This window comes from Bacillus sp. EU63, from assembly GCF_038592915.1.
Classification (GTDB): Bacteria; Bacillota; Bacilli; order Bacillales; family Bacillaceae; genus Bacillus; species Bacillus velezensis.
The window spans coordinates 2,931,771-2,954,099 of record NZ_CP151944.1 but is presented as its reverse complement, the minus strand read 5'-3'; the positions used below and the strand labels follow the sequence as shown (position 1 = coordinate 2,954,099).

Annotated in this window: 24 protein-coding genes; 18 read left to right on the top strand and 6 right to left on the bottom strand. The window is 47.2% G+C overall.

The window, feature by feature from the left end; genetic code table 11:
- The first annotated feature begins 207 nt into the window (after positions 1–207).
- Both NYE38_RS14675 and NYE38_RS14670 read left to right on the top strand, forming a co-directional pair.
- A complete protein-coding gene (locus NYE38_RS14675) occupies positions 208–1,845 on the top strand; it encodes a polysaccharide biosynthesis protein (RefSeq protein WP_326116820.1) in 1,638 nt (545 codons plus the stop codon).
- Between the two features lie 56 nt (positions 1,846–1,901).
- Complete coding sequence (locus NYE38_RS14670; protein WP_007408795.1) at positions 1,902–2,621, top strand: pseudouridine synthase; 720 nt, start codon at positions 1,902–1,904, stop codon at positions 2,619–2,621.
- A 127-nt stretch (positions 2,622–2,748) separates the two neighbouring features.
- Here NYE38_RS14670 and NYE38_RS14665 read toward each other — a convergent pair whose 3' ends face one another.
- Positions 2,749–2,970: a DeoR family transcriptional regulator gene (locus NYE38_RS14665; protein ID WP_003152337.1), complete on the bottom strand. Its 222-nt coding sequence runs from the start codon at positions 2,968–2,970 to the stop codon at positions 2,749–2,751.
- 280 nt (positions 2,971–3,250) lie between these two features.
- On the opposite strand from NYE38_RS14665, the gene NYE38_RS14660 reads away from it, so the two are divergent.
- Positions 3,251–3,955 (top strand): ABC transporter ATP-binding protein, encoded by a 705-nt coding sequence (locus NYE38_RS14660; protein ID WP_017418398.1) that lies wholly within the window; start codon positions 3,251–3,253, stop codon positions 3,953–3,955.
- Entirely contained in the window at positions 3,952–5,112 is a 1,161-nt protein-coding gene (locus tag NYE38_RS14655) for an ABC transporter permease (RefSeq protein WP_025649739.1), read from the top strand. Before NYE38_RS14660 ends, NYE38_RS14655 begins: the two co-directional genes overlap by 4 nt.
- Before the next feature lie 33 nt (positions 5,113–5,145).
- On the opposite strand, the gene NYE38_RS14650 is transcribed toward NYE38_RS14655, so the two are convergent.
- Complete coding sequence (locus NYE38_RS14650) at positions 5,146–6,450, bottom strand: NCS2 family permease (protein ID WP_014418668.1); 1,305 nt, start codon at positions 6,448–6,450, stop codon at positions 5,146–5,148.
- 95 nt (positions 6,451–6,545) lie between these two features.
- Here NYE38_RS14650 and pepV point away from each other — a divergent pair, with 95 nt between their 5' ends.
- Positions 6,546–7,937 carry a dipeptidase PepV gene (pepV, locus tag NYE38_RS14645; protein ID WP_017418396.1) on the top strand — a complete coding sequence of 464 codons (1,392 nt, stop codon included), beginning with the start codon at positions 6,546–6,548 and terminating at the stop codon, positions 7,935–7,937.
- A 37-nt stretch (positions 7,938–7,974) separates the two neighbouring features.
- Here the strand turns inward: pepV and cysK are convergent, their stop codons facing one another.
- Entirely contained in the window at positions 7,975–8,946 is a 972-nt protein-coding gene (gene cysK, locus NYE38_RS14640; protein ID WP_017418395.1) for a cysteine synthase A, read from the bottom strand.
- An 89-nt stretch (positions 8,947–9,035) separates the two neighbouring features.
- Here cysK and thpR point away from each other — a divergent pair, with 89 nt between their 5' ends.
- From thpR to NYE38_RS14620, 4 genes are all read left to right on the top strand, one after another.
- Positions 9,036–9,587, top strand: a complete 552-nt coding sequence (thpR, locus tag NYE38_RS14635; RefSeq protein ID WP_012118221.1) for an RNA 2',3'-cyclic phosphodiesterase — start codon at positions 9,036–9,038, stop codon at positions 9,585–9,587.
- A gap of 26 nt (positions 9,588–9,613) precedes the next feature.
- Positions 9,614–10,546, top strand: a complete 933-nt coding sequence (locus tag NYE38_RS14630) for a hypothetical protein (protein ID WP_063636794.1) — start codon at positions 9,614–9,616, stop codon at positions 10,544–10,546.
- Positions 10,547–10,598: 52 nt separating this feature from the next.
- The gene (locus NYE38_RS14625; RefSeq protein ID WP_007408786.1) at positions 10,599–11,528 is read left to right on the top strand and encodes a YegS/Rv2252/BmrU family lipid kinase; all 930 of its coding nucleotides are present in this window, start codon (positions 10,599–10,601) and stop codon (positions 11,526–11,528) included.
- A 270-nt stretch (positions 11,529–11,798) separates the two neighbouring features.
- Positions 11,799–12,596, top strand: a complete 798-nt coding sequence (locus NYE38_RS14620) for a phosphotransferase family protein (RefSeq protein ID WP_003152355.1) — start codon at positions 11,799–11,801, stop codon at positions 12,594–12,596.
- On the opposite strand, the gene NYE38_RS14615 is transcribed toward NYE38_RS14620, so the two are convergent.
- Positions 12,597–12,875 carry a YtzH-like family protein gene (locus tag NYE38_RS14615; RefSeq protein ID WP_003152357.1) on the bottom strand — a complete coding sequence of 93 codons (279 nt, stop codon included), beginning with the start codon at positions 12,873–12,875 and terminating at the stop codon, positions 12,597–12,599. It abuts the gene before it with no gap.
- Between the two features lie 185 nt (positions 12,876–13,060).
- Here NYE38_RS14615 and trmB point away from each other — a divergent pair, with 185 nt between their 5' ends.
- The 3 genes from trmB to NYE38_RS14600 all read left to right on the top strand — a co-directional run bounded on the left by trmB (position 13,061) and on the right by NYE38_RS14600 (position 16,394).
- Entirely contained in the window at positions 13,061–13,714 is a 654-nt protein-coding gene (gene trmB / locus NYE38_RS14610) for a tRNA (guanosine(46)-N7)-methyltransferase TrmB (RefSeq protein WP_017418392.1), read from the top strand.
- A 58-nt stretch (positions 13,715–13,772) separates the two neighbouring features.
- Positions 13,773–14,618: an MBL fold metallo-hydrolase gene (locus tag NYE38_RS14605; RefSeq protein ID WP_017418391.1), complete on the top strand. Its 846-nt coding sequence runs from the start codon at positions 13,773–13,775 to the stop codon at positions 14,616–14,618.
- Between the two features lie 78 nt (positions 14,619–14,696).
- A complete protein-coding gene (locus NYE38_RS14600) occupies positions 14,697–16,394 on the top strand; it encodes an NAD-dependent malic enzyme (protein WP_007408782.1) in 1,698 nt (565 codons plus the stop codon).
- Between the two features lie 55 nt (positions 16,395–16,449).
- Here NYE38_RS14600 and NYE38_RS14595 read toward each other — a convergent pair whose 3' ends face one another.
- Positions 16,450–16,767: a PepSY domain-containing protein gene (locus tag NYE38_RS14595; protein WP_003152366.1), complete on the bottom strand. Its 318-nt coding sequence runs from the start codon at positions 16,765–16,767 to the stop codon at positions 16,450–16,452.
- Between the two features lie 158 nt (positions 16,768–16,925).
- On the opposite strand from NYE38_RS14595, the gene NYE38_RS14590 reads away from it, so the two are divergent.
- The 3 genes from NYE38_RS14590 (at position 16,926) to NYE38_RS14580 (ending at position 19,659) form a co-directional block, all read left to right on the top strand.
- Positions 16,926–17,999: a M42 family metallopeptidase gene (locus NYE38_RS14590; RefSeq protein WP_017418390.1), complete on the top strand. Its 1,074-nt coding sequence runs from the start codon at positions 16,926–16,928 to the stop codon at positions 17,997–17,999.
- Positions 18,000–18,187: 188 nt separating this feature from the next.
- The gene (locus NYE38_RS14585; protein ID WP_017418389.1) at positions 18,188–18,769 is read left to right on the top strand and encodes a CGNR zinc finger domain-containing protein; all 582 of its coding nucleotides are present in this window, start codon (positions 18,188–18,190) and stop codon (positions 18,767–18,769) included.
- A gap of 401 nt (positions 18,770–19,170) precedes the next feature.
- Positions 19,171–19,659: an HPP family protein gene (locus NYE38_RS14580; RefSeq protein ID WP_026092269.1), complete on the top strand. Its 489-nt coding sequence runs from the start codon at positions 19,171–19,173 to the stop codon at positions 19,657–19,659.
- A gap of 230 nt (positions 19,660–19,889) precedes the next feature.
- Here the strand turns inward: NYE38_RS14580 and NYE38_RS14575 are convergent, their stop codons facing one another.
- Positions 19,890–20,336 (bottom strand): YtoQ family protein, encoded by a 447-nt coding sequence (locus NYE38_RS14575; RefSeq protein ID WP_017418388.1) that lies wholly within the window; start codon positions 20,334–20,336, stop codon positions 19,890–19,892.
- 197 nt (positions 20,337–20,533) lie between these two features.
- Here NYE38_RS14575 and NYE38_RS14570 point away from each other — a divergent pair, with 197 nt between their 5' ends.
- The 3 genes from NYE38_RS14570 to ytpR are packed head-to-tail and all read left to right on the top strand — an operon-like array spanning position 20,534 to position 22,302.
- Positions 20,534–20,857, top strand: a complete 324-nt coding sequence (locus tag NYE38_RS14570) for a thioredoxin family protein (RefSeq protein ID WP_003152373.1) — start codon at positions 20,534–20,536, stop codon at positions 20,855–20,857.
- Positions 20,858–20,872: 15 nt separating this feature from the next.
- Complete coding sequence (locus tag NYE38_RS14565) at positions 20,873–21,682, top strand: DUF1444 domain-containing protein (protein ID WP_012118213.1); 810 nt, start codon at positions 20,873–20,875, stop codon at positions 21,680–21,682.
- Positions 21,683–21,696: 14 nt separating this feature from the next.
- Positions 21,697–22,302 (top strand): YtpR family tRNA-binding protein, encoded by a 606-nt coding sequence (gene ytpR / locus NYE38_RS14560; protein WP_003152375.1) that lies wholly within the window; start codon positions 21,697–21,699, stop codon positions 22,300–22,302.
- Positions 22,303–22,329 lie beyond the last annotated feature (27 nt).

The following is a 22,329-nucleotide window of genomic DNA, read 5'->3' as shown; positions in this document are numbered from 1 at the left end:
ATTTCATCAACAACTTTCTTTTTCACGTATAATAGGCGGAAATGTCCGCTTTCTGCTATTATAGCGAAAGAAAGGGAATCCTTAAACGTATTTTGTTTTTTAAAGGGTTTTCCCAAAAAGTTTCCCGCTGTAATTATTACCGTCTAATTGCCCAGTTGTGTTAAAATAGAAAAGTTGAATCTTCGTAGAAAATGGTGATGAGGAAACATGTCAAGCAAATTGTTAAGGGGCACGTTCGTGCTGACGCTCGGCACCTATATATCGCGGATTTTAGGGATGATTTATCTGATCCCGTTCGGAGCGATGGTCGGAGCGACGGGCGGAGCTTTGTTTCAATACGGATATAATCAATATACACTGTTTTTAAACATTGCCACGATGGGATTTCCCGCCGCGGTTTCAAAATTTGTCTCGAAATATAACTCCAAAGGAGACTATGAGACGAGCAGGCGGATGCTGAGAGCGGGAATGTCGGTTATGCTCGTAACCGGGATGATCGCTTTTTCAATTCTTTATATTTCGGCGCCGTTTTTTGCGGAAACATCTCTCGGCGGCACGAGTAACAACGGACTTACGATTGACCACGTCGTTTATGTCATCCGGATGGTCAGTCTGGCACTTTTGGTCGTGCCGATTATGAGTCTTGTGCGCGGTTTTTTCCAAGGTCACCAGATGATGGGGCCGACAGCCGTTTCACAGGTTGTGGAGCAGCTTGCCCGGATCATCTTTTTATTGGGCGCAACGTATTTGATTTTAAGAGTGATCAACGGCGGCCTTGTCATCGCAGTCGGATACGCGACTTTCGCGGCGCTGATCGGATCATTCGGAGGGCTTGTCGTCCTTTATATTTACTGGAATAAGCGGAAGGGCGATCTCCTGGCGATGAAGCCGAATCTCGTCCCGTCTGCGAACTTAAGTTATAAAAAAATGTTCATTGAGCTTTTCAGTTATGCCGCTCCTTACGTATTTGTCGGACTCGCGATTCCTTTGTATTCATATATCGATACGAATACGTTTAATAAAGCGATGATTGCGGCGGGCCATAAGGATATCAGCCAGGACATGCTTGCGATTGTCACCCTTTATGTGCCGAAGCTTGTCATGATCCCGGTTTCTCTGGCGACCGCTTTCGGTCTGACGCTGATTCCGACGATTACTGAATCGTTTACGAGCAGGAATTATAAGCTTTTGAACCAGCAGATTAACCAGACGATGCAAATCATTCTGTTTTTGGTTATTCCCGCCGTTGTCGGGATGTCCGTGTTATCGGGGCCGGCCTATACGTTCTTCTACGGCTCTGAAAGTCTTCGCCCGGATATCGGACAGGATATATTGTTCTGGTACGCGCCTGTCGCGATTCTGTTTTCTCTGTTTACCGTAAACGCCGCGATCCTGCAAGGGATTAATAAACAGAAATTTGCTGTCGTGAGCCTTTTCATCGGCGTCATTATAAAAGTGGTGCTGAACGTGCCGCTGATCAAGCTGTTTCAGGGAGACGGGGCCATCTTGGCAACGGCGCTCGGTTATATCGCTTCTCTTCTGTACGGTTTTGTCATGATTAAGCGCCATGCGGGCTATTCGTATACGGTACTTATAAAACGGGTCATTTTAATCGCAGTCCTGTCCATCGTGATGGGAGTCGCGGTCAAGATGACTCAATGGCTGCTCAGCTTCTTTGTAACATACCAAAGCGGCCAGGTGCATGCGGCGATTGTCGTCTTTGTCTGCGCCGCTGTCGGCGGTGCGGTGTACATGTTTGCCGCATACCGAATCGGATTTTTACAGAAAATGTTTGGAAACCGTCTGCCCCGCGTTTTGAGAAGAGGCAGGCATTCCGCCCATTGAGAAATAATGAATAGTCCGCTTATCGCGGGCTTTTCTTTTTAAAGGAGAGGATCAGGATGAGACTTGATAAGCTGCTTGCCAACAGCGGATTCGGCTCAAGAAAAGATGTGAAAAAAATCGTCAAGGCAGGGGCTGTCATGATTGACGGAGAGCCGGCGAAAGATGTGAAAACCCATGTCGATCCGGAAAAACAGGACATCACGGTATACGGAGAGCCGGCAGATTATCGTGAATTTATTTATGTCATGATGAATAAGCCGCAAGGAGTGCTGTCCGCTACCGAAGACAGCCGCCAGCAAACGGTAGTTGATCTGCTGACGCCTGAAGAACAGCGATTTGAACCGTTTCCGGCGGGACGTCTTGATAAGGATACGGAAGGCTTTTTGCTTCTGACCAATGACGGGCAGCTCGCTCATCGCCTGCTTTCTCCGAAAAAGCATGTGCCTAAAACATATGAGGTCCGGTTAACTTCACCTCTGTCACCGGAAGACATCGTTCATCTGGAAAGAGGCGTCGTCATTGAAGGAGGCTATAAGACGAAGCCGGCAGCCGTTGAAATCATTACAGAAAGTCCGGATGAAACGGTGATTCACTTGACCATTACAGAAGGCAAATATCATCAGGTGAAGCTGATGGCAAAGGCTGTCGGAAATGAAGTGGCTTATTTGAAGCGGCTTTCGATGGGGGCTGTTTCTCTTGACCCGGATCTTAAACCGGGAGAATTCCGCGAGCTGACTGAAGAGGAGCTCGAAACGCTGAGAGGCGCTGAAGTGTAATCGATATCAGAAAAGCCCAAAACAGATTTGTTTTGGGCTTTTTATATAGAGGAACAAAAAACAAGGCAAAGACGCTGCTTTGCCTTGCAGCATGTCAGGCCGAAAAGGGCCTTATGTAATTGTTCGCTTAAGATGTAATTTTCACTTTTTTTCGTGTTGTCTCCCACTTGCCTCGGCTAGGACTATGAACAAGATCATTGTATGCTAACACATTTAAGTCTCGCTGAATGGTTCTAGGTGTAATGCCGAATTCATCAACCAGTTCCTGTGTTGTCACAAGGCCTTTTTCCTGGATGAACATGTAAACTGATTTAATCCGAGTCAGCATACGATTTGTTGAAGGTTTCAAAAAACCACTCCCTATCATAAGATCGGATGGACTTGATATACCACAACTTTCGACTCTAAAACTTCGTACGAATAAGCAACAAAGGATGACATTCTGTTTTTTCTCTTTTAACTGCCTCCATTATACACGATATGGACGACATGAATCTAGGAATAAGCGCAGATAATTTTTTCCAAATGGGTGCCGCCTTGGTGCATTACTATGTCCGGTCCGCTTTTATTATTATGGAAACTGAAACTTTTTTTATACATGTCCGTATGAAAACGGGGGAGTGAGAAGTTTGGGAGAATTATTGAATGCAAACATTGTCTGCGCCGGTTATGCTGACAGGCCGAAGGTGATTTCTGATGTATCTCTGACAGTCAACGCTGGTGAAATTGCCGGTTTAATCGGAGCGAACGGCGCGGGGAAAAGTACAGTGATAAAGGCGGTTCTCGGGCTGTCCCGGGATATAGAAGGCGGTATTGAGTGGAAGGATTCATCTTATGCTTACATACCGGAGCGTCCGAGTTTTTACGATGAACTGACGCTTTGGGAGCACCTCGAGCTGACCGGGTCATTGCGGGGTATAGAAGGGGAAGAATGCCGTGAGCGGGCAGGGCGGCTGCTTGAAGAGTTTTCGCTGACGTCTGTAAAACATGATTTGCCTTCCGGCTTTTCAAAAGGGATGCAGCAAAAATTGATGCTCATACAGGCATTTTTGGCGAAGCCGGATATTTACATCATTGATGAGCCTTTTATCGGACTTGATCCGATCTCAACGAAGCTGTTTACCGACATGCTGATTGCTGAGAAAGAAAGGGGCGCGGGGATTTTAATGTGCACTCATGTTCTGGATACGGCGGAAAAAATCTGCGACCGGTTTTATTTGCTGGATCAGGGCGCTCTGCTTCTTCAAGGCACGTTAGAGGAGCTTCAGGAAAAAACGGGAAGCCGTTCACTGCTGGATTGCTTTTATTCAGCGGTTCGGAGCAGTCAGCGATGACCGGGCGGGCTTTGTTTTTTCAAAGGCTGTTTCATTATTGGCGGTATCAATGGAAGGTGTTCCAGACGGTCATTGATTGGACGGTCGCGCTGTATATCGTTCTTCCCGCTGCCGCATTTGCCGTTTATCAATATGCTGAATGGCTGAACGGCAGGGGGCTTCTTAATGGAGCGGCAGGAGTATTAGGATGGGGCTGGCTGTATGTATTCAGTGCCCTGCTGTTGTGCACGGGTTTTATTCATACCTTTTTGCTGGAAGCGGATCACGTGTTTTTGGTGCATGCAAAACATCTGATGCAAAAGCTGAAACGGTACGCGCTTTTGTATTCGATGTTCCTTTCCCTTATCAAATGGGGTGCGCTTGCCGTATTATTATTTCCCTTATGGCGTCAGTACGGTGACTGTACCTTACCGGCATATTCAGGTATGTTTTGCTGTCTGTTCGGCTTCCATACCGCGATATTAGCGGTGCACCGGCACAGGAAAAACAGCAGGCGGACATTCGGGAATCAGGCGGCGGGCTGGCTGAAAGTGATGGTTCTGATGGCGGGTGCGTTTTTTATGATCGTCTATGCCGCCGAATGGTATTGGCTTTGGCCGGCGGGATGTATATTGTTCATCTGTTCCGCTTTTTTGATTTGGAAAGGGACGGAGACATTATCAGCCTTTGAGGAAGAAGTGCTTGAGGAGAACAGGCGGAAGCTTTCATTTGCGGCCTCTGTTTTGATGCTCAGCCATGATGTGCAGCTCCCGAATGGTAAAAATAAAGGGCGGAGCAAGCCGTTTTTATATCCCGGCTCAAAGCACATCTTTACAAAACGGTCGGCGTATACGGCGTGGAAAGAATTGTTCTTTAAAGTGCTGATCCGAAACGGCGGGTATCTCCGGCAGCTTTACCTTTTAACCGCGGCTTTTACGGCTCTTATTCTCGTTCTTCCGCTCTTAGTGAAGCCGGCAGTCCTTATTTTATTTGCGATCGTCAGCCGCTATGCCGCGTCGCTTTTATTTGACCGGATCACGGATAAACCGGTTTTAAGCGGTATCAAGAGAGACAGTGATGATTATTTCCGGGCGCGAAACAGCGCATTAACCGTCATTCAAATCATCTGTTCCGCCTGGTGTCTCATTGCCGCGATTCTTTCCGTTCTTTATATGTGAAAATCCCTTTCCGAAAAAGGAAAGGGATTTTTCTTAATGTCCGTTCAAAATAAAAAGCTGAATAAAAAACAGCACGGCGAAGATGATGACTAGAGGATGGATTTCGCGCCATTTTTTCTTAGCTGCTTTAACAAGCGGATATGAAATGAAGCCGAGTGCGATTCCGGTTGAAATACTGGACGTTAAAGGCATCGCCAAAATGACGAGAAAGGCCGGGAACGCTTCATCAAGCTCATTCCAGCGGATATTCGATACCGCACCCATCATCAGGCTGCCGACAATAATCAGAGCCGGTGACGTAATCGCGGACACTTCCGATAAGACGCTGACAAGCGGGCTGAAAAACATGGAAACGGCAAACATAACGGCAATCGTCAGCGCCGTCAGCCCCGTTCTTCCGCCGGCCGCCACACCTGCTGAAGATTCCACGAACGCGGTCGTCGGGCTGGTGCCGAAGATGCTTCCCACCGTCGTAGCGGTCGAATCAGCCAAAAGCGCTCTTCTGGCATTCGGCAGCTGATTGTTTTTGATCAATCCCGCTTGTTCGGCGACACCGATCATGGTGCCGGTCGTGTCAAAAATCGTAACGAGAAGAAAAGAAAACACAACGGCGTACAGACCGTGATGCACGACATCCCCGAGGGCACCGAACGGATTTGTGATCAAAAGCCCCTCCGGCAGGTGCGGGAAGGACATGAATCCTTTCGCGAAATGGATCTGCCCGGTCAAAAAGGCAATGATAGCGGTCAGCGCCATTCCGATGAACAGAGCCCCGTTTACATTCAGCACCATCAGTACAATACTGATGATAAGTCCGATTAGCGTTAAAATGACGGCGGGCGAATGAAGATCGCCGAGTGCGACCAGATTAGATTTATCAGCCGTGATGATTCCGGATTGGCGTAAGCCGATAAAAGCGATAAATAAGCCGATGCCGGTCGTAATTCCGTATTTTAAATTGTCCGGAATCGCTTCTATAAGTTGTTTTCTTAAAGGCGTTAACGATAAAATAATAAAGATGACTCCCGCGATAAAAACGGCGCTGAAAGCCGTCTGATACGTAATGCCGCTGCCTGTGCCGACAACGTGAAAGGCGAGATACGCGTTTAAGCCCATGCCGGGGGCAATGGCGATCGGAAAATTCGCAGCGAGAGCCATCCATAAAGTTCCGACAATGGAAGCGATAATCGTCGCGGTGAACACCTGGTCAAACGGAATTCCCGCATTGGAAAGGATCACCGGATTGACGACAATGATATACACCATTGTGAAAAAGGTGGTCAATCCCGCGGTAATTTCTCTTTTTATTGTCGTTTGATGCTTGTCGAGATGAAACATAAGTACCTCCAATGACGAACATTTTTTCAAAACATCATCTATATTATTCGTTTTATCGACATTTTGCAAGTCTTTATCAAGAAAGGGGATTTGTGATGAACTGGGAAGTTGAAGTCATCAGAAACAAAGAAGATCTGATCCGTGACACGCAGAAGTTTTTGCAGATCAACAGCGTAATGGACGAATCAACAGCCGGTCCCGGCCGGCCGTTTGGAGAAGGCGTCAATGCCAGCCTGACGTCACTGCTGGAATTCGGTAAAAAAGAAGGCTTCACCGTAAAGAATCTTGACGGCTATGCGGGCCATATTGAATGGGGAACGGGTGACGAAATCGTCGGTGTTTTGTGCCACGTCGATGTCGTTCCGCCCGGAGACGGCTGGACGAGCGATCCGTTTTCAGCCGATATCAGGGCCGGCCGGATATATGCCAGAGGCGCCATTGATGATAAAGGGCCGACAATGGCGGCGTTTTATGCGCTGAAAATCGTCAAAGACATGCAGCTTCCTTTATCCAAACGCGTGAGAATCATCATCGGAACGGATGAAGAAAGTGATTGGAGATGCGTGGATCACTACTTCAAACACGAAAAAATGCCTGACATCGGCTTTGCTCCTGACGCAGATTTTCCGATCATTAACGCGGAAAAAGGAATTATAGATGCGTCACTGCGCATTGCAAAAAGCGCTTCTGACAAAGACGCAAAAAACGTGCTTCTGTCATTCCGTTCAGGACTGCGCTTGAACATGGTGCCGGATGCGGCTGAAGCGGTTATTGAAGGGAACGGTCTTGATGCCGTGCACGCATATTTCAGCAAATGGCTTGAGCAGTCAAAAACACAAGGTGAAGCAGTTTCGGAAAATGGAAAACTGACGCTTCGGGTGTACGGAAAATCATGCCACGCGATGGAACCGGATAATGGTGTCAATGCCGGCTTAAAGCTTGCTGAATGCCTTAACGGAACAGAGCTGGATGGAGCCGGAAAGCGCTTTGTCAAAACCGTCAGTGACTATTTTTCAAATGATACACGAGGCAAAAAGCTGAAAATTGATTGCAGGGATGACATCAGCGGAGAGCTGACATTGAATGTCGGCACCTTTACATACAGAAAGGGTGAGGAAGGAGAACTCGGCATCAACATCCGTTATCCCGTCACTTCAGACAGCAAAGCCATCCGTGATGCTTTTACGTCTGCTGAAGAATTCCGGCTTGAAGAATTTAAAGACAGCAAACCGCACCACGTTTCTGCCGATCATCCGCTCGTAAAGACGCTTCAAAAGGTTTACGAAGGACAGACGGGAAAGAAAGCGGATCTGATTTCAATCGGCGGAGGAACGTATGCGAGATCCCTTTCGGCGGGCGTCGCGTTCGGGCCGCTGTTCCCCGGCCGGCCTGACAGCGCGCATCAAAAGGATGAGTACATTGAAATCGATGACCTTCTCAGGTCAACGGCTTTATATGCCGAAGCCATTTATGAGCTTGCCAAGTGATAATAAAAAGGGACGCCGAATGCGGCATCCCTTTTTATCATTCAAATGACCATAAATCCGTTGATAAATAACGTTCTCCCGTATCGGCCGTCATACAGATGACGATCTGTTCGGAAGGGAGGCGTTTGGCGGTTTCAATGGCGGCAAAGCAGGCGGCGCCTGAAGACGGGCCGACGAGTATGCCTTCTTCCCGGGCCAGACGCCGTGTTGTCGTATACGCATCTTCATCAGATATTTTCATGATTTCATCGTAAACGTCCTGATTCAATATGCCGGGAATAAATCCGGGGCTTGTCCCGACAAGCTTATGAGCGCCGGGTTTTCCGCCAGACAGGACGGGAGATCCCGCAGGCTCGGCGACATGAACAATCATATCCGGGAAAAGCTCTTTCAGCGTTTCTCCGGTTCCGGTAATGGTTCCGCCCGTTCCCGCCGTTGCCACAAAAGCACCGAGCGGTCTGTTGAGCTGCTGAACGGCCTGATAGATTTCAATGGCTGTCGTTTTTCGGTGGGCATCTGGATTTGCGCCGTTATCGAATTGCATCGGGATAAAACTTCCCGGAATCTGTTCGGCGAGTTCTTTCGCTTTTTTGATGCTGCCGGGCATTCTTTCCGCCCCCGGTGTTAACACAACCTCCGCGCCGTACGCTTTCAGGAGGTTGATGCGTTCTTTCGTCATCGTGTCAGGCATGACGAGGATTGCCTTGTAGCCGCGCGCCGCCGCGTTCATCGCCAGGCCGATGCCTGTGTTGCCGCTTGTCGGTTCGATGATGACAGAGCCGGGTTTTAAATGCCCGCTGTTTTCCGCTTCAATGATCATATTGAAAGCCGCTCTGTCTTTGACACTGCCGCTCGGGTTAAACGATTCTAATTTTAAATAGACCTGTGCTGCATGTTCTGGCTGAAGGCGATTGAGCTTTACGATCGGTGTGCCGCCGATCAGCTCCGCCGTGCTGTTTGCGATTTTCAAGGCCGGCTCATTCCTTTCTGTATAAAACGTTCGGTACATAATATCCTATCATAATGAGCGGACAGGGTTCTCCTCTCCGCTTATCCGTTTTATAATAACACCATAACCAAAGAGGGGGAGATCCTCGTATGAAAGCTTCATTGCCGCATTATTTTATCGGCATTCCGATTCCGGCTGACATTGCTGAACCGATTTGGGAAGCAGCCAAAAAGGAGCCGGCGTTATCATTCAAAAAATGGGTGCACCCGCATGACTATCATATTACACTCATTTTTCTCGGAGCCGCGGATGAAGAACGGCTTGCGAAATTATCGTCTCTGCTCGCAGATGCTGCGTCGGCAGCGCAGCCGTTCACCGTACAGTTTCAGCATCTGGATATTTTCGGCGACCGCAGACAGCCGAGAGTGCTTCACCTTGAGCCCGAACGGAATGAACTGCTCTTTGATTTGCGGGAAAAAACAAAACAGGCTGTTTTGAAAGCCGGTTTTCAAGTGGAAAAACGGCCGTATCACCCTCATATGACGATGGCGCGGAAGTGGGCGGGAGACCGGCCGTTTCCTGACGATGTGCCGTTTGAAAGCGGCAGGGTGCAAAGTGCCGTCAGCCGGTTTTCCCTGTTTCAGACCCATCTTGACCGGTCGCCTAAATACGAAGAAATCGCACAGTTTCAATTGACATAAACAAATATTCGGAGTGGAGAAATCACATGGCACAGATCATCAAAATTCACGACTGCATATCCAGATATGAACTTGATCCATATCATTATATGAACCAGTTTATCCGGCTGAAGAAAGAACGCTGGGAGGCGCTTCTTGAAGCGTTTGACCGGATGACGGAAGAAAAAGAAACGGAAACGGCTGCAGGCGGGGAAACCGATCAAGCGCCGGCCAGGAAAAAATTTTCTTTAAAAAAGAGAAAAGAAGAAAATACGGCCGATATAAATGAAAAGAGGCACCAATGGTTTGATGAGCCGGAGGGAGAAGAGGCGCTGTTCGGGAATCTTCCGTCTCAAAAATCTGAGCTCGCGCCTTTTTTCAAAGATCAGCTGTATGACTTTCAATTAAAATGGGCGAGCTCCACGCTTTCTCAAAAGTCTGAGCTTTCGCAGGCGGTCAAAAGGGACAGGATGTTAAAAATGCTGGCTCAAAAGCTGCCCGATTCCTATTTTGTGATGTATCATCCGGTTCTGCAAATTCAGCAGGCGTCCGTCGAACTGAGCATCATCATTATCTCGCCGCTGGAGATTTTCTGCGCCGCTTTTATGGAAGCGGAAGAGGACAGCGTATATATCGGATCAAAACACCGTTTTTGGGAAGAAAGGGGCTCCGGCAGCACGCGCCAAGTATTGAATCCGTCTCTCAGCCTGCACCGGACAGGCTCGGTCGTTTCGCAAATCGTAAAAGAAAAGCAGGCCGACATTCCCGTGCGGAAGCTTTTGCTCAGCAGAACGTCTTATATTGATTACCCGGAGCCGCCGTACGGGCTGGAAATAGCTGATAAACGGACTGCCGCAGAGTGGCTGGAAAAGCAGCAGAAAAATACGGCGCCGATCAAGCACCACCAGCTGAAGGCGGCGAAGGCTCTTTTGTCTTACGGCTTGAGCGATTCAAGCCGGAGACAGGAATGGCTTGATTAAAACGGACGTTTGCCGGCTGTCTCTTCATCTATGAAGCAGGTGAAAACAAACGATGAGTCAATGGTTTTTTATTATTAATCCGGTCTCAGGAGGCGGGCGGGGCCGGCGTGTCTGGAAATCAGTTCAAAAAGAGCTGACCAGGCGCGGGGTCAGCCACCGCTCTTTTTTGACCGGGCATCCCGGACATGCGGAGGTGCTGGCGAGACAGATTTCAATGATGCAGGATCATAAGCTTAAGCGGCTGTTCGTCATCGGCGGTGACGGGACGATGCATGAAGTCATTAACGGACTGAAAGGAACGGATCAGATTGAGCTGACCTTTGTGCCTGCCGGTTCGTACAATGACTTTTCGAAAGGGCTCGGTATTAAGAAGTCGGCGCTTCTCCAAGAAATCAAAAGTCTGCACCGCCCGCTCACACGGAAATTTTTTGCGGGAAACATCAACTTTTTTCATGACAAAGCGCAATCACTTTATTTTATTAACCACCTGTCTGTCGGCTTCGATGCCTCAGTTTTGAAGGCAGCCGCGAATTTTCCGTTATCGCGCGTTCTTCGGTTTTTGCGTCTCGGTTTTGTGATTTACCCGCTCGCGCATTTACATACGGCCTCGGGGTTTCAGCCGTTCAGATTTGTTTGCACGGCAGACGGCCAGAGGCGTGAATTCCGCAATGTCTGGTTTGTCATTGCGGCTAATCACCCTTATTACGGAGGCGGCATGAAAGCGGCGCCTTCAGCAAATCCCCGTCAAAACCATTTTGATATTGTCATCGCAGAAAACCTGTCCTTTTTCTCGCTGTATCGTTTTTTATGGGCGATGAGCTTCGGCCGGCATATCAAAATGGACGGAGTGACGATGATAAAGGGGAAGGAATTCGTTTTTGAAACAGATGGGAAAATTCCGTTTCACGCTGACGGCGAGCTGATCGGAACGACGCCGTTTCGGCTTATGCCGGGCGGTACGCCGTTGAAAATAAAAACATAATAAACAAATGAAACCCGTCACATGTTTCACGGCAAAGAGCGGTTCGCGGCATAAATCTTCAGAATTCACAGGTGTTCTTGCTAGTTTTGCTTGACGAAGTTTGTGCTGTAGCGCTAAAATTTATAGGACGGCTATTGATTAGCATATGAGACTCTCAATAGCTGTCTTTTTTATTCTCATGAAATTGTTTATGACAGGCCGCTCCGCCAATAGAGAAAGGCTGGAGGCCTATTCTAAAATATTTTAAGAAATGATGGGTTGAACATTGATATGAACTGGTTGGGACAATTACTAGGTAGCGATTGGGAGATCTTCCCCGCCGGAGGAGCTACAGGAGATGCATATTATGCGAAACATAACGGCCAACAGCTTTTTTTAAAACGTAATAGCTCGCCCTTTTTAGCCGTGTTATCCGCCGAAGGCATTGTTCCGAAGCTGGTTTGGACGAAACGGATGGAAAACGGGGACGTCATTACGGCTCAGCATTGGATGGCGGGCAGGGAGCTGAAGGCAAAGGATATGAGCGGACGCCCGGTGGCTGAGCTGCTCCGCAAAATCCACACATCAAAAGCTTTGCTCGACATGCTGAAAAGATTGGGAAAAGAACCGCTTGATCCGGGCGCCCTTTTGTCGCAGCTGAAGCAGGCCGTCTTTGCCGTGCGGCAATTTTCGCCGCTTATTCAGGAAGGCCTTGCTTATTTGGAAGCTCATGTGGATCAGGTGCAATTCGGTGAAAAAGTCGTTTGCCATTGTGATGTGAATCATAATAACTGGCTTCTGTCTGAAGACAACCAGCTGTATTTAATAGATTGGGACGGCGCCATGATAGCCGATCCGGCCATGGATCTCGGCCCTTTATTGTATCATTACGTCGAAGAGCCAGCGTGGGACAGCTGGCTTGGGATGTACGGCATGAAGCTCACGGAAGGGCTTCGGCTGCGGATGGCGTGGTACATGTTATCGGAGACCATCACCTTCATCGCCTGGCACAAATCAAAAGGAAACGACAAAGCGTATCATGATGCCATGGAAGAGCTTCATGCCCTGATGAAGCGGATTGTCAAGTAGTCAGGAGTACGAATCCATCTGCTCCACCCATTGGGACAAATGGTTTTGGTGCTCCTGAATATGCGTGTCGATGGAATCGGCCGTGATGCCGGACTGGCTGTAGCGGTAGACATCCTCGAGCACGTTTTTTATATTTGAATCAAGCCCGGTGTTGGCCATCAGTGATTTGATGACGCGCTCCAGCTGTTCATACTCGGCAACCGTGCCGCAGCAATCCAATTGATGGTCGGCCAGTATGTCCTTTAATAACCGGACCTGATGTTCGCTTGTTAAGCCCATGATTCATATACACATCCTTTCTGTGTCATACATTGTGCAAAGCGGTGCGGTTTTATGCATCACATGAGTGTTCCGGACCGGGGGAGCCTCTTTTTTATGCAGCCGGCGCCTTTAAAAGGCGCTTGCGGCTCTTTATGTTTCATGGTATGTTGTTACTCGAAATTATAGATAGAGGTGTCAATCATATGAGAATGCGCCATAAACCTTGGGCGAATGATTTTCTGGCAGAAAACGCTGACATCGCCATCAGTGATCCGGCCCAGTATAAAGGGCGGTGGAACACGGTCTTTGGCAATGACAACCCGATCCATATTGAAGTCGGTACGGGAAAAGGGCAGTTCATTTCTGGAATGGCCAAGCAGAATCCGGATATCAACTATATCGGAATTGAGCTGTTTAAAAGCGTCATCGTCACTGCCGTCCAAAAAGTAAAGGACAGCGGGGCTCACAATGTCCGTTTGTTAAATATAGACGCGGAAACACTGAATGACGTATTTGAACGGGGAGAAATCAAGCGCGTATATTTAAACTTTTCTGACCCGTGGCCGAAAAACCGTCACGAAAAGCGCCGTTTAACCTTTAAAGCGTTCTTGAAAAAATACGAAGAAGTGATGGGCGAAACAGGTGAGATTCATTTCAAAACCGATAACCGCGGTTTATTCGAATACTCTCTGAAAAGCTTTTCCGAATACGGCCTGCTTCTGACGGAAGTCAGTCTTGATCTGCACAACAGCGATCCGAAGGGCAATATTATGACAGAATACGAAGAAAAATTCTCCGCGCTCGGCCAGCCGATTTACCGGGCCGAAGTTGAATGGAGAACAAAAGACAGACTCTGATGCGGGAGTCTGTTTTTTTATGCCGCCATTTGCTACCATTACATCAGGAGGGATCAAGATGGAGACATTGAATATTGGGAGTATTTCATTAACATGGCTGGACGGCGGTGTAACGCATATGGACGGCGGAGCGATGTTCGGCGTTGTCCCGAAGCCTTTATGGTCGAGAAAATACCCCGTAAATGACAAAAACCAGATTGAATTAAGAACAGACCCGATTCTGATCAGAACAAACGGCCTGAATATATTGGTTGACGCGGGTATCGGCCGAGGGAAATTCTCTGATAAACAAAAAAGGAATTACGGGGTAACACAGGAATCCAATCTGAAACAATCTCTTCGTGAACTCGGGCTTTCCTGTGAGGACATTCATATTGCCGCGATGACCCATCTTCATTTTGACCATGCATGCGGCCTGACGGAGTACAGCGGAGAGGAGCTTGTCTCTGTTTTCCCGAATGCCCGCATTATCACTTCTGCGACAGAGTGGCGCGAAATGAGAAATCCTAATATCAGATCGAAAAATACATATTGGAGAGAAAATTGGGAAGCGGTACAAGATCAGGTCGAAACCTTTGAGAACGAGTATCAGCTGACAGAAGGCATTACGATGCATCACACCGGCGGCCACAGCGACGGCCACAGCGTCATCGTCTTAGAAGACGGAGGGGAAACGGCTGTGCATTTTGCCGACCTGATGCCGACGAACGCGCATAAAAATCCGTTATGGGTGCTGGCCTATGATGATTATCCGATGACTTCCATTCCGCAAAAGCAGAAATGGCAGACGTTCGCGGCAGAAAAAGACGCCTGGCTGATTTTCTATCACGACGCGATTTACAGAGCGGTAAAATGGGGAGAAGACGGCGAAGTGGCTGCATCTGTCAAACGGGAGAAAAAATAAGCGGATCGATGATTTGCCTGTATGAATTTCGGGAATAAAAGCAAACCTAAGACAAATTGCTTTGAAAGGAAGAGACAGGTGAATCAATTTCAAGTGACGAAAGATGGAGAAATCAAAACAACTCTGCGCGGATTAGAAGTGCTTTCTACGCCTTTTTTAAATAAAGGGGTGGCCTTTACACAGGAGGAAAGAAAGGAACTCGGGCTCGAGGGATTTCTGCCGCCGAAAGTATTGACAATCGAAGAGCAGGCGAGGCGGGCCTACGAACAATTCAGTTCGCAGCCTGATGAGCTGAGCAAAAATGTCTACTTGACCGCTCTCCATGACCGGAATGAAACGTTATTTTACAGGCTGTTAAATGATCATTTAGGCGAAATGCTGCCGATCGTATATACGCCGACCGTTGGCACTGCGATCCAGCGTTACAGCCATGAGTACAGAAAACCCCGCGGTCTGTATTTGTCAATAGATGATCCTGAGGGAATGCGCGCCGCATTTCAGCAGTTCGGAAAAAATGAAAACATTGACTTAATCGTTGCCACAGATGCGGAGGGCATTCTGGGAATCGGTGACTGGGGCGTCGGCGGCATCGCCATTTCTGTCGGAAAACTCGCGGTGTATACGGCGGCGGCCGGAATTGATCCGTCACGAGTGCTTGCGGTCGTATTGGACGCGGGGACAAATCAGGAAAGCCTCTTAAATGACCCGCTTTACGTCGGAAACCAGCATTCAAGAGTACGCGGCGAGAAATATGACCGCTTTATTGATGAGTATGTCTCGCTTGCCCGGGAAACATTCCCGAATGCGCTGCTTCATTGGGAGGATTTCGGTACGGCTAACGCCCGCGGCATATTAAAACGGTATAAAGATAAAGTCTGTACGTTTAACGATGACATTCAAGGAACGGGCGCGGTATCGCTTGCAGCTGTTTTAGCGTGTGCGAAAGCGTCAAAAGTGCCTTTAAAAGAGCATAAAGTCGTCGTCTTCGGCGCGGGAACGGCCGGTATCGGAATTGCTGAGCAGCTGCGCGAAGCCATGGTGCATGACGGATTAAGCGAAGAAGAATCCTACAGCCATTTTTGGTGTATCGACAGAAACGGATTGTTAACGGATGATATGAAGGACTTGCGTGATTTTCAGGTTCCGTACGCTCGCCCTGCTGATGAAGTGAAAGAGTACGGCCGCAGCGGTGAAGGCGGATCAATTGATCTGGCGGAGACGGTGCGTCAGGCCAAGCCGACGATTCTGATCGGCACATCCACCGTATCAGGCGCATTTACGGAAGAAATCGTCAAAGAAATGGCCTCGCATGTCAAACGGCCCGCTATTTTGCCGATGTCAAACCCGACGACATTATCAGAAGCAAAACCTGAAGATTTAATTAAATGGACGGAAGGCCGCGCGCTTGTCACTACGGGAAGTCCATTCCCGCCTGTTGCGTATAACGGCGTTACCTACCATATCGGACAGGCGAATAACGCGCTCGTATTCCCGGGACTCGGGCTCGGAACGATTGTGACGAAAGCAAGGCTCATTACGGACAATATGTTCGTTGCCTGCGCGAATGCCATCGCCGGTATGGTGGACGTCGGCAAGCCCGGTGCACCGATGCTTCCGAAAGTGGAGGATCTCAGGACGGTATCGGCAACCGTGGCGGTAGCCGTAGCGAAAGCAGCCATTCAGGACGGTGTAGCGGAAACGGAACCCGAGGATCTGATACAAGCGGTGCAGGACGCGATGTGGCACCCCGTATATAAACGAATTCGGCCGATGTAACCGAATAAAGCCCAAAACGCTGATGGTTTTGGGCTTTATTTTTTGCTTGTCCTAATTATGAGGCGACAGAATCAATGACATCGACAATCTGGCCTGTTTTTGCATTGACCATAACTTCATATTGCTCCAGTTCGCCGAATGCCGAACGTGTCACGCCGGTTTTGTATACCTGGATGGTTTCTCCGTTTACCTGGTAGGGCTCGGGCTCTGTGTAAATCCATGATCCGTCTATCGGCCCGCGCTGTTTAAAAGCCGCTTTCACGATACGGAGCGCTTTTTCTGAAGAGATATAAGGTTTCATCGCATACTTTTTCACTGCGATGGCAGCGCATAATCCGACTCCTGCACCTAAGAGAAAATGACGTAATTTCAATATGAAGCACCTCCAATTATGTCGTAGTTTTTATTATACAGAAGATGCCAGACGGTGTTAAGTAAAGCGGCGGTTTTCCAGCCCATTCAATCTGAGCGCTTGGAAAACGGTTGTTTTTCTAATAAAATAAAAGCATTACATAGAAATGAGGGGAAAATATGAATGAGGAAACGAAAACGCTTTTCCGGACGCTGACGCAGCTTCCCGGCGCACCGGGAAATGAACATCAGGTCCGCTCCTTTATGAAACGGGAGCTTGCGAAATATGCGGATGACATCGTGCAGGACAGACTCGGAAGTGTTTTCGGAGTAAGGCGCGGCGCTGAAGATGCGCCGACCGTTATGGTAGCCGGCCATATGGACGAAGTCGGGTTTATGGTAACGCAGATTACGGATAACGGCATGCTGAGATTTCAGACGCTCGGCGGCTGGTGGAGTCAGGTGCTGCTTGCCCAGCGCGTCGAGGTGCAGACGGATAACGGACCGATTATCGGCGTCATCTCAAGCATCCCGCCCCACATTTTAACAGATGCCCAGCGCGTAAAGCCGATGGAGATCAAAAATATGATGATTGATATCGGTGCCGATGACAGAGAGGACGCGGTCAGAATGGGGATCAGACCGGGACAGCAGGTCGTGCCGGTCTGCCCGTTCACCCCGATGGCCAACGAGAAGAAAATATTGTCCAAAGCGTGGGATAATCGCTACGGCTGCGGGTTAAGCATTGAATTATTAAAAGAGCTGCAAGGAAAAGACCTGCCGAACAATCTGTACGCCGGGGCCACCGTTCAGGAGGAGGTCGGCCTGAGAGGGGCGCAGACAGCGGCCAATATGATTCAGCCTGATCTCTTCTTCGCGCTTGATGCCAGCCCGGCAAATGATATGACCGGCGATAAGGAGCTGTTCGGCCGTCTCGGCGAGGGGGTGCTGCTCCGCATTCTCGACAGAACGACGGTCATGCACCGCGGGATGAGAGAGTTCGTCCTTGATATGGCGGAAACGCACAATATCCCTTATCAATATTTCGCTTCAGGCGGGGGAACGGATGCCGGACGGGTCCACATCTCAAACAGCGGGGTTCCGTCTGCCGTCATCGGCATTTGTTCAAGATACATTCATACAAATGCCGCTATCATCCATGTCGATGATTATGCCGCGGCGAAAGAAATGCTCATTAAGCTGGTCATGGCGAGTGACAAACAGACGGTCGAAACGATTAGAGAAAATGTGTAAAAAAATAAGCAGTCAATAAGTCCTTTTGAATACTTATTGACTGCTGTTTTTACATGATGCCAGGTAACACATATTGCTTCTCAATATTATTATCAAAATTGTTCCAATTCAAGCATTGAGATGAGTAGCGATTTCACAAAGTCGAGTGACATTTTCAATTTTTATTTGTTCTGCAAGGAGGTATGTTTATGACAAAAAAGACAAACATAAAATTTCCTCTTGTCTCTAACTATCTTCCTCTTGATCTGATTAATACTGAGGTGGTGAGTTACGGTAAACGTCATAATTTAATAAAGTCAAAAGAGGATCTTTTGGAATGGTTAAGGTTAATGGGGAAAGGAACCCCTTTTTTCAGTCAATTAACTTTAAAAAATGCACAAGATGAATTGACCGCTGTGATGGTTGAGAAAATACTAAAGTTTCGATCAATACTAAGAGAAAATTTCGAGAAAATTGCAGATGGTGAAGAACCTGGAGAATCTTTTATCACTTTTTTAGAAAAAAAGATTGAATCGGCTCCATTTTCATATAAGATTCTCGATGCTAAACTTGCCCGTATTCCGATTGGGAAAATTGATGATGCAATTATATCGCTCATCGCTTATGAAGGTTTATCGCTTATATATACAAAAAAGATCAAGTTAATGAAGCGATGTGCTAATGAAGAATGTGTCTTATTATTCCTTGATAACACCGGAAGAAGAAAATGGTGTTCAATGAAGATATGCGGCAACAGAGAAAAGGTTTCCCGTCACCTTAAGAAAACATAAAACGAATTTCCTCTATTACATTGTGGTCGGAATAAATCTTGCACTTTATTTTAATGTCGAATCATCATATATAAATAAAAATTAATGAACAGCCTTATCTCATATTTTTTTGAGTAAGGCTGTTTGTCTTTTTTGAAAACAATTCATAAGAAAAACAAAAATATGATTTCATAAAACAACTCATTCGCAGCTAAAACCAAATGAACGTTTAAAGGATCACTTTTGAAGAGAAGAATGATCCATGAAGAGGGATGGATTGTAACCTTTAAATTATAACCTCTAAAAATGTTATTTACAGGTTAGTTAAGTTGATTTAAACTTAGTGAAAAGGAGGGGTTATATTGAAGATTGAGCAAACAGCAGAAAATCCACAAAGTAAAAAAGGATATTATTTCAAAAAAATGAAAGGAGGAGGAAAAAGTCCTTTAAAAGTAAATGTTAAAGATGCTTCAACAGGCTTATTAGGTGGTTTTATAACAATTTTAATCTTGTCATTGATAACCTATAAAACTGGATCTCTGTGGCTGATGGCGCCTTTTGGGGCAAGTTGTGTACTGGCTTTCGGAGCGTGGAATGCCCCTTTATCACAACCTAGAAATATTATTGGCGGACACTTCATCTCGACATTGACTGGACTTGTTATATATAATCTTCTTGGTTCTCATCCCTGGACATTGGCTTTAGGAGTGGGGCTAGCTATATTTTTTATGGCGGTTACAAAGACTACTCATCCACCTGCTGGAGCGGACCCTATTGTAGTTATTCAAGGGGCGTATGCTTGGAGCTATTTAGCTTTTCCGGTTTTTGTGGGATCTGTAATTATTGTTGCGGCAGCAGTTATTATTAATAACTTGCGAAATAATCGGCAGTATCCCACTTTTTGGTTTTAATCAATTTCAACGAGCAGCATATGTATCCGTTATTGCGCAGATTTCGCTCTCCTTCCTTACATATAAAGAAAATAGTTTGAGGTTGAATAAAATCATTTATGAATGAAGTGGGTGTGGGAATCATTGATTGCGGACAAATTCTTTTGGGTTTTGAGAAAAGAGTCTGAATAGTAAGATTTGATACCATTCTATTGTAAATAGGTAAGCAGGACCGCATAAAGGCGGCCTGCTTATTCTGTTTCAAATAAATAAGAGAGTGCTTTCATCGCTTGATTGACGGTTTCGACCGTGATATTCGCTTTTCCGGAAAGCTCTTTCAGCGGATGATGAAGTTCTTTCGGGCGGATGAGAATGAGCGGCTTTCCTTTTGCGACGGCATAAGAAGCATCCATCGCGGTATTCCACTGTTTATATTTCTCGCCAAACAGGGCGATCACAAAATCGGCTTTTTCCATCAGCACCTCTGTACGGAAATTGTTGATATCAGAAGCTCTGGCGTCTTTTAAAACAGAATCGGGCTGCACGCCCATAATCTCTTCTCCGATATTGTCTGAGCGTTCATGGTTTTCCATCGGACCGACAAACGTAATCGGCAGGTTCAGCGCTTTTGCTTTTTGTTTGATTTCATCCCGCCAATCACTGTGGATTTTACCGGCTAAATACACGACAAACTGCACCTTTTGCCCCTCCTTATGTACATATTCAGAATTTCGTACGGCTACAAGCAAAATGGTAAACGAAACTTGCTTGATAATGCAAATGAAATATGATAATGATATTGCATATAGTTGGTCTTGCCGTAAACAGTCTGGTATGATCCAATTGGACAAACATCAGCATATAAAAAACTCATAATCCAGATGGAGGAATGACAATGAAAAAGATTGAAAGCACGGAAGAATTGCAAAAAGCGGTACAAGACGATTGGGCGGTATTTATGTTTTCAGCGGATTGGTGCCCCGACTGCCGCTTTGTGGAGCCGTTTCTTCCTGAGCTGGAAGCGGACTTTCCTGAATTCACTTATTACTACGTAGACCGCGATCAATTTATTGATACATGCGCGGAATGGGAAATTTACGGCATTCCGAGCTTTGTTGTGTTTAACGGAGGAAAAGAAGTGAACCGCTTCGTCAGCAAAGACCGTAAAACGAAAGAAGAAATTGAGCAATTTTTAACCGATTCCCTTGCTAAAGCATAAAGGAGGCCACGGGCTTTGAAAATGACGTCAAGGAAGCTGGCGGATTTATTAAAACAGCGCCTGCAGCACGAGAACCGATCCTTCTTTTTTGATAGAGAAAAAGACACCCTCCGTGTTGAGGATCAAACGACCAAAAAAGGCATCACATTGGAGCTCCCGCCGATCATTGCGAAATGGGAGACGAAAAAAGAAGAAGCGATCGACGAAATCGTCTACTATGTGTCAGAAGCGATGGAGGCGATGGAAGGCAGCGGACAGGAGATGTCCGGAAAGGAAGCCGGAATCTATCCGGTCATCCGCTCCACGTCATTTCCCGATCAAACGAGCGACGGCATTCCGCTCGTGTATGATGACCATACGGCCGAAACGAGAATCTACTACGCGCTTGACCTCGGCAAGACGTACCGCTTAATTGACAGCCGTATGCTCGAGAAAGAAAACTGGACAAAAGAACGGATCAGGGAGACGGCGTCATTCAATCTCCGCTCTCTTCCTTCGGTTGTGAAACAGGATACGGTTGCGGACAATTATTTTTATTTTTTCAGGGCGAATGACGGCTATGACGCCAGCCGGATTCTCAATGATTCGATTCTTCATGAATACAAGCAGGCCGCTGAAGGCGAATTAGCGATTTCCGTTCCGCATCAGGATGTATTAATACTTGCTGACATTCGAAATGAATCGGGTTATGATATTTTAGGGCAAATGTCCATGAGCTTCTTTGCAAGCGGCACGGTGCCGATTACGGCCCTTTCATTTCTGTATAATGAAGGCAGACTGGAACCTGTGTTTATCATGGCGAAAAGCCGGCCGAAAAAGGATTAGAAAGGATTTTTCTTATGAACGCTTTTTACAATAAAGAAGGTGTGGGAGATACGCTTCTGATCTCTCTTAAAGATGCGGCACGCGAAGAAATCGGCTATGAAAGAGAAGGCGATGTCGTCAGAATCTTTAACAAAGAAACAAAAGAAACGACGGGCTTTAACATTTTTAACGTGTCTTCTTACTTACAGATTGAGGACAACGGCCCCGTCGCTTTGTCTGAGACATTCGTTCAGGATGTGAATGAAATACTGAACAGAAACGGCGTTTCAGAAACGCTGACGGTTGACCTTTCTCCGAAATTTGTTGTCGGTCACGTTGAATCGAAAGAAAAACATCCGAATGCGGATAAACTGAATATCTGCCAAGTGAATGTGGGAGAGGAAACCCTTCAAATCGTTTGCGGCGCGCCGAACGTGGACAAAGGGCAAAAAGTCGTCGTCGCTAAAGTCGGCGCGGTAATGCCGAGCGGACTTGTGATTAAAGACGCTGAATTAAGAGGCGTTCCGTCAAGCGGCATGATCTGCTCCGCGAAAGAACTCGCTTTGCCGGATGCGCCGGCGGAAAAAGGGATTCTTGTTCTTGAAGACAGCCGCGAGGCCGGCGAAGCATTTCAATTCTAACTCCCATAAATAAGCGCACAGAATCGA

What these genes read in the sequence shown, in the direction of transcription:
- NYE38_RS14675 (WP_326116820.1), top strand. Translation starts at nt 208, where the DNA reads ATGTCAAGCAAATTGTTAAGGGGCACGTTCGTGCTGACGCTCGGCACC.
- NYE38_RS14670 (WP_007408795.1), top strand. Translation starts at nt 1,902, where the DNA reads ATGAGACTTGATAAGCTGCTTGCCAACAGCGGATTCGGCTCAAGAAAA.
- NYE38_RS14655 (WP_025649739.1), top strand. Translation starts at nt 3,952, where the DNA reads ATGACCGGGCGGGCTTTGTTTTTTCAAAGGCTGTTTCATTATTGGCGG.
- NYE38_RS14650 (WP_014418668.1), bottom strand. Translation starts at nt 6,450, where the DNA reads ATGTTTCATCTCGACAAGCATCAAACGACAATAAAAAGAGAAATTACC.
- pepV (WP_017418396.1), top strand. Translation starts at nt 6,546, where the DNA reads ATGAACTGGGAAGTTGAAGTCATCAGAAACAAAGAAGATCTGATCCGT.
- cysK (WP_017418395.1), bottom strand. Translation starts at nt 8,946, where the DNA reads ATGTACCGAACGTTTTATACAGAAAGGAATGAGCCGGCCTTGAAAATC.
- thpR (WP_012118221.1), top strand. Translation starts at nt 9,036, where the DNA reads ATGAAAGCTTCATTGCCGCATTATTTTATCGGCATTCCGATTCCGGCT.
- NYE38_RS14630 (WP_063636794.1), top strand. Translation starts at nt 9,614, where the DNA reads ATGGCACAGATCATCAAAATTCACGACTGCATATCCAGATATGAACTT.
- NYE38_RS14625 (WP_007408786.1), top strand. Translation starts at nt 10,599, where the DNA reads ATGAGTCAATGGTTTTTTATTATTAATCCGGTCTCAGGAGGCGGGCGG.
- NYE38_RS14620 (WP_003152355.1), top strand. Translation starts at nt 11,799, where the DNA reads ATGAACTGGTTGGGACAATTACTAGGTAGCGATTGGGAGATCTTCCCC.
- NYE38_RS14615 (WP_003152357.1), bottom strand. Translation starts at nt 12,875, where the DNA reads ATGGGCTTAACAAGCGAACATCAGGTCCGGTTATTAAAGGACATACTG.
- trmB (WP_017418392.1), top strand. Translation starts at nt 13,061, where the DNA reads ATGAGAATGCGCCATAAACCTTGGGCGAATGATTTTCTGGCAGAAAAC.
- NYE38_RS14605 (WP_017418391.1), top strand. Translation starts at nt 13,773, where the DNA reads ATGGAGACATTGAATATTGGGAGTATTTCATTAACATGGCTGGACGGC.
- NYE38_RS14590 (WP_017418390.1), top strand. Translation starts at nt 16,926, where the DNA reads ATGAATGAGGAAACGAAAACGCTTTTCCGGACGCTGACGCAGCTTCCC.
- NYE38_RS14585 (WP_017418389.1), top strand. Translation starts at nt 18,188, where the DNA reads ATGACAAAAAAGACAAACATAAAATTTCCTCTTGTCTCTAACTATCTT.
- NYE38_RS14580 (WP_026092269.1), top strand. Translation starts at nt 19,171, where the DNA reads ATGAAAGGAGGAGGAAAAAGTCCTTTAAAAGTAAATGTTAAAGATGCT.
- NYE38_RS14570 (WP_003152373.1), top strand. Translation starts at nt 20,534, where the DNA reads ATGAAAAAGATTGAAAGCACGGAAGAATTGCAAAAAGCGGTACAAGAC.
- ytpR (WP_003152375.1), top strand. Translation starts at nt 21,697, where the DNA reads ATGAACGCTTTTTACAATAAAGAAGGTGTGGGAGATACGCTTCTGATC.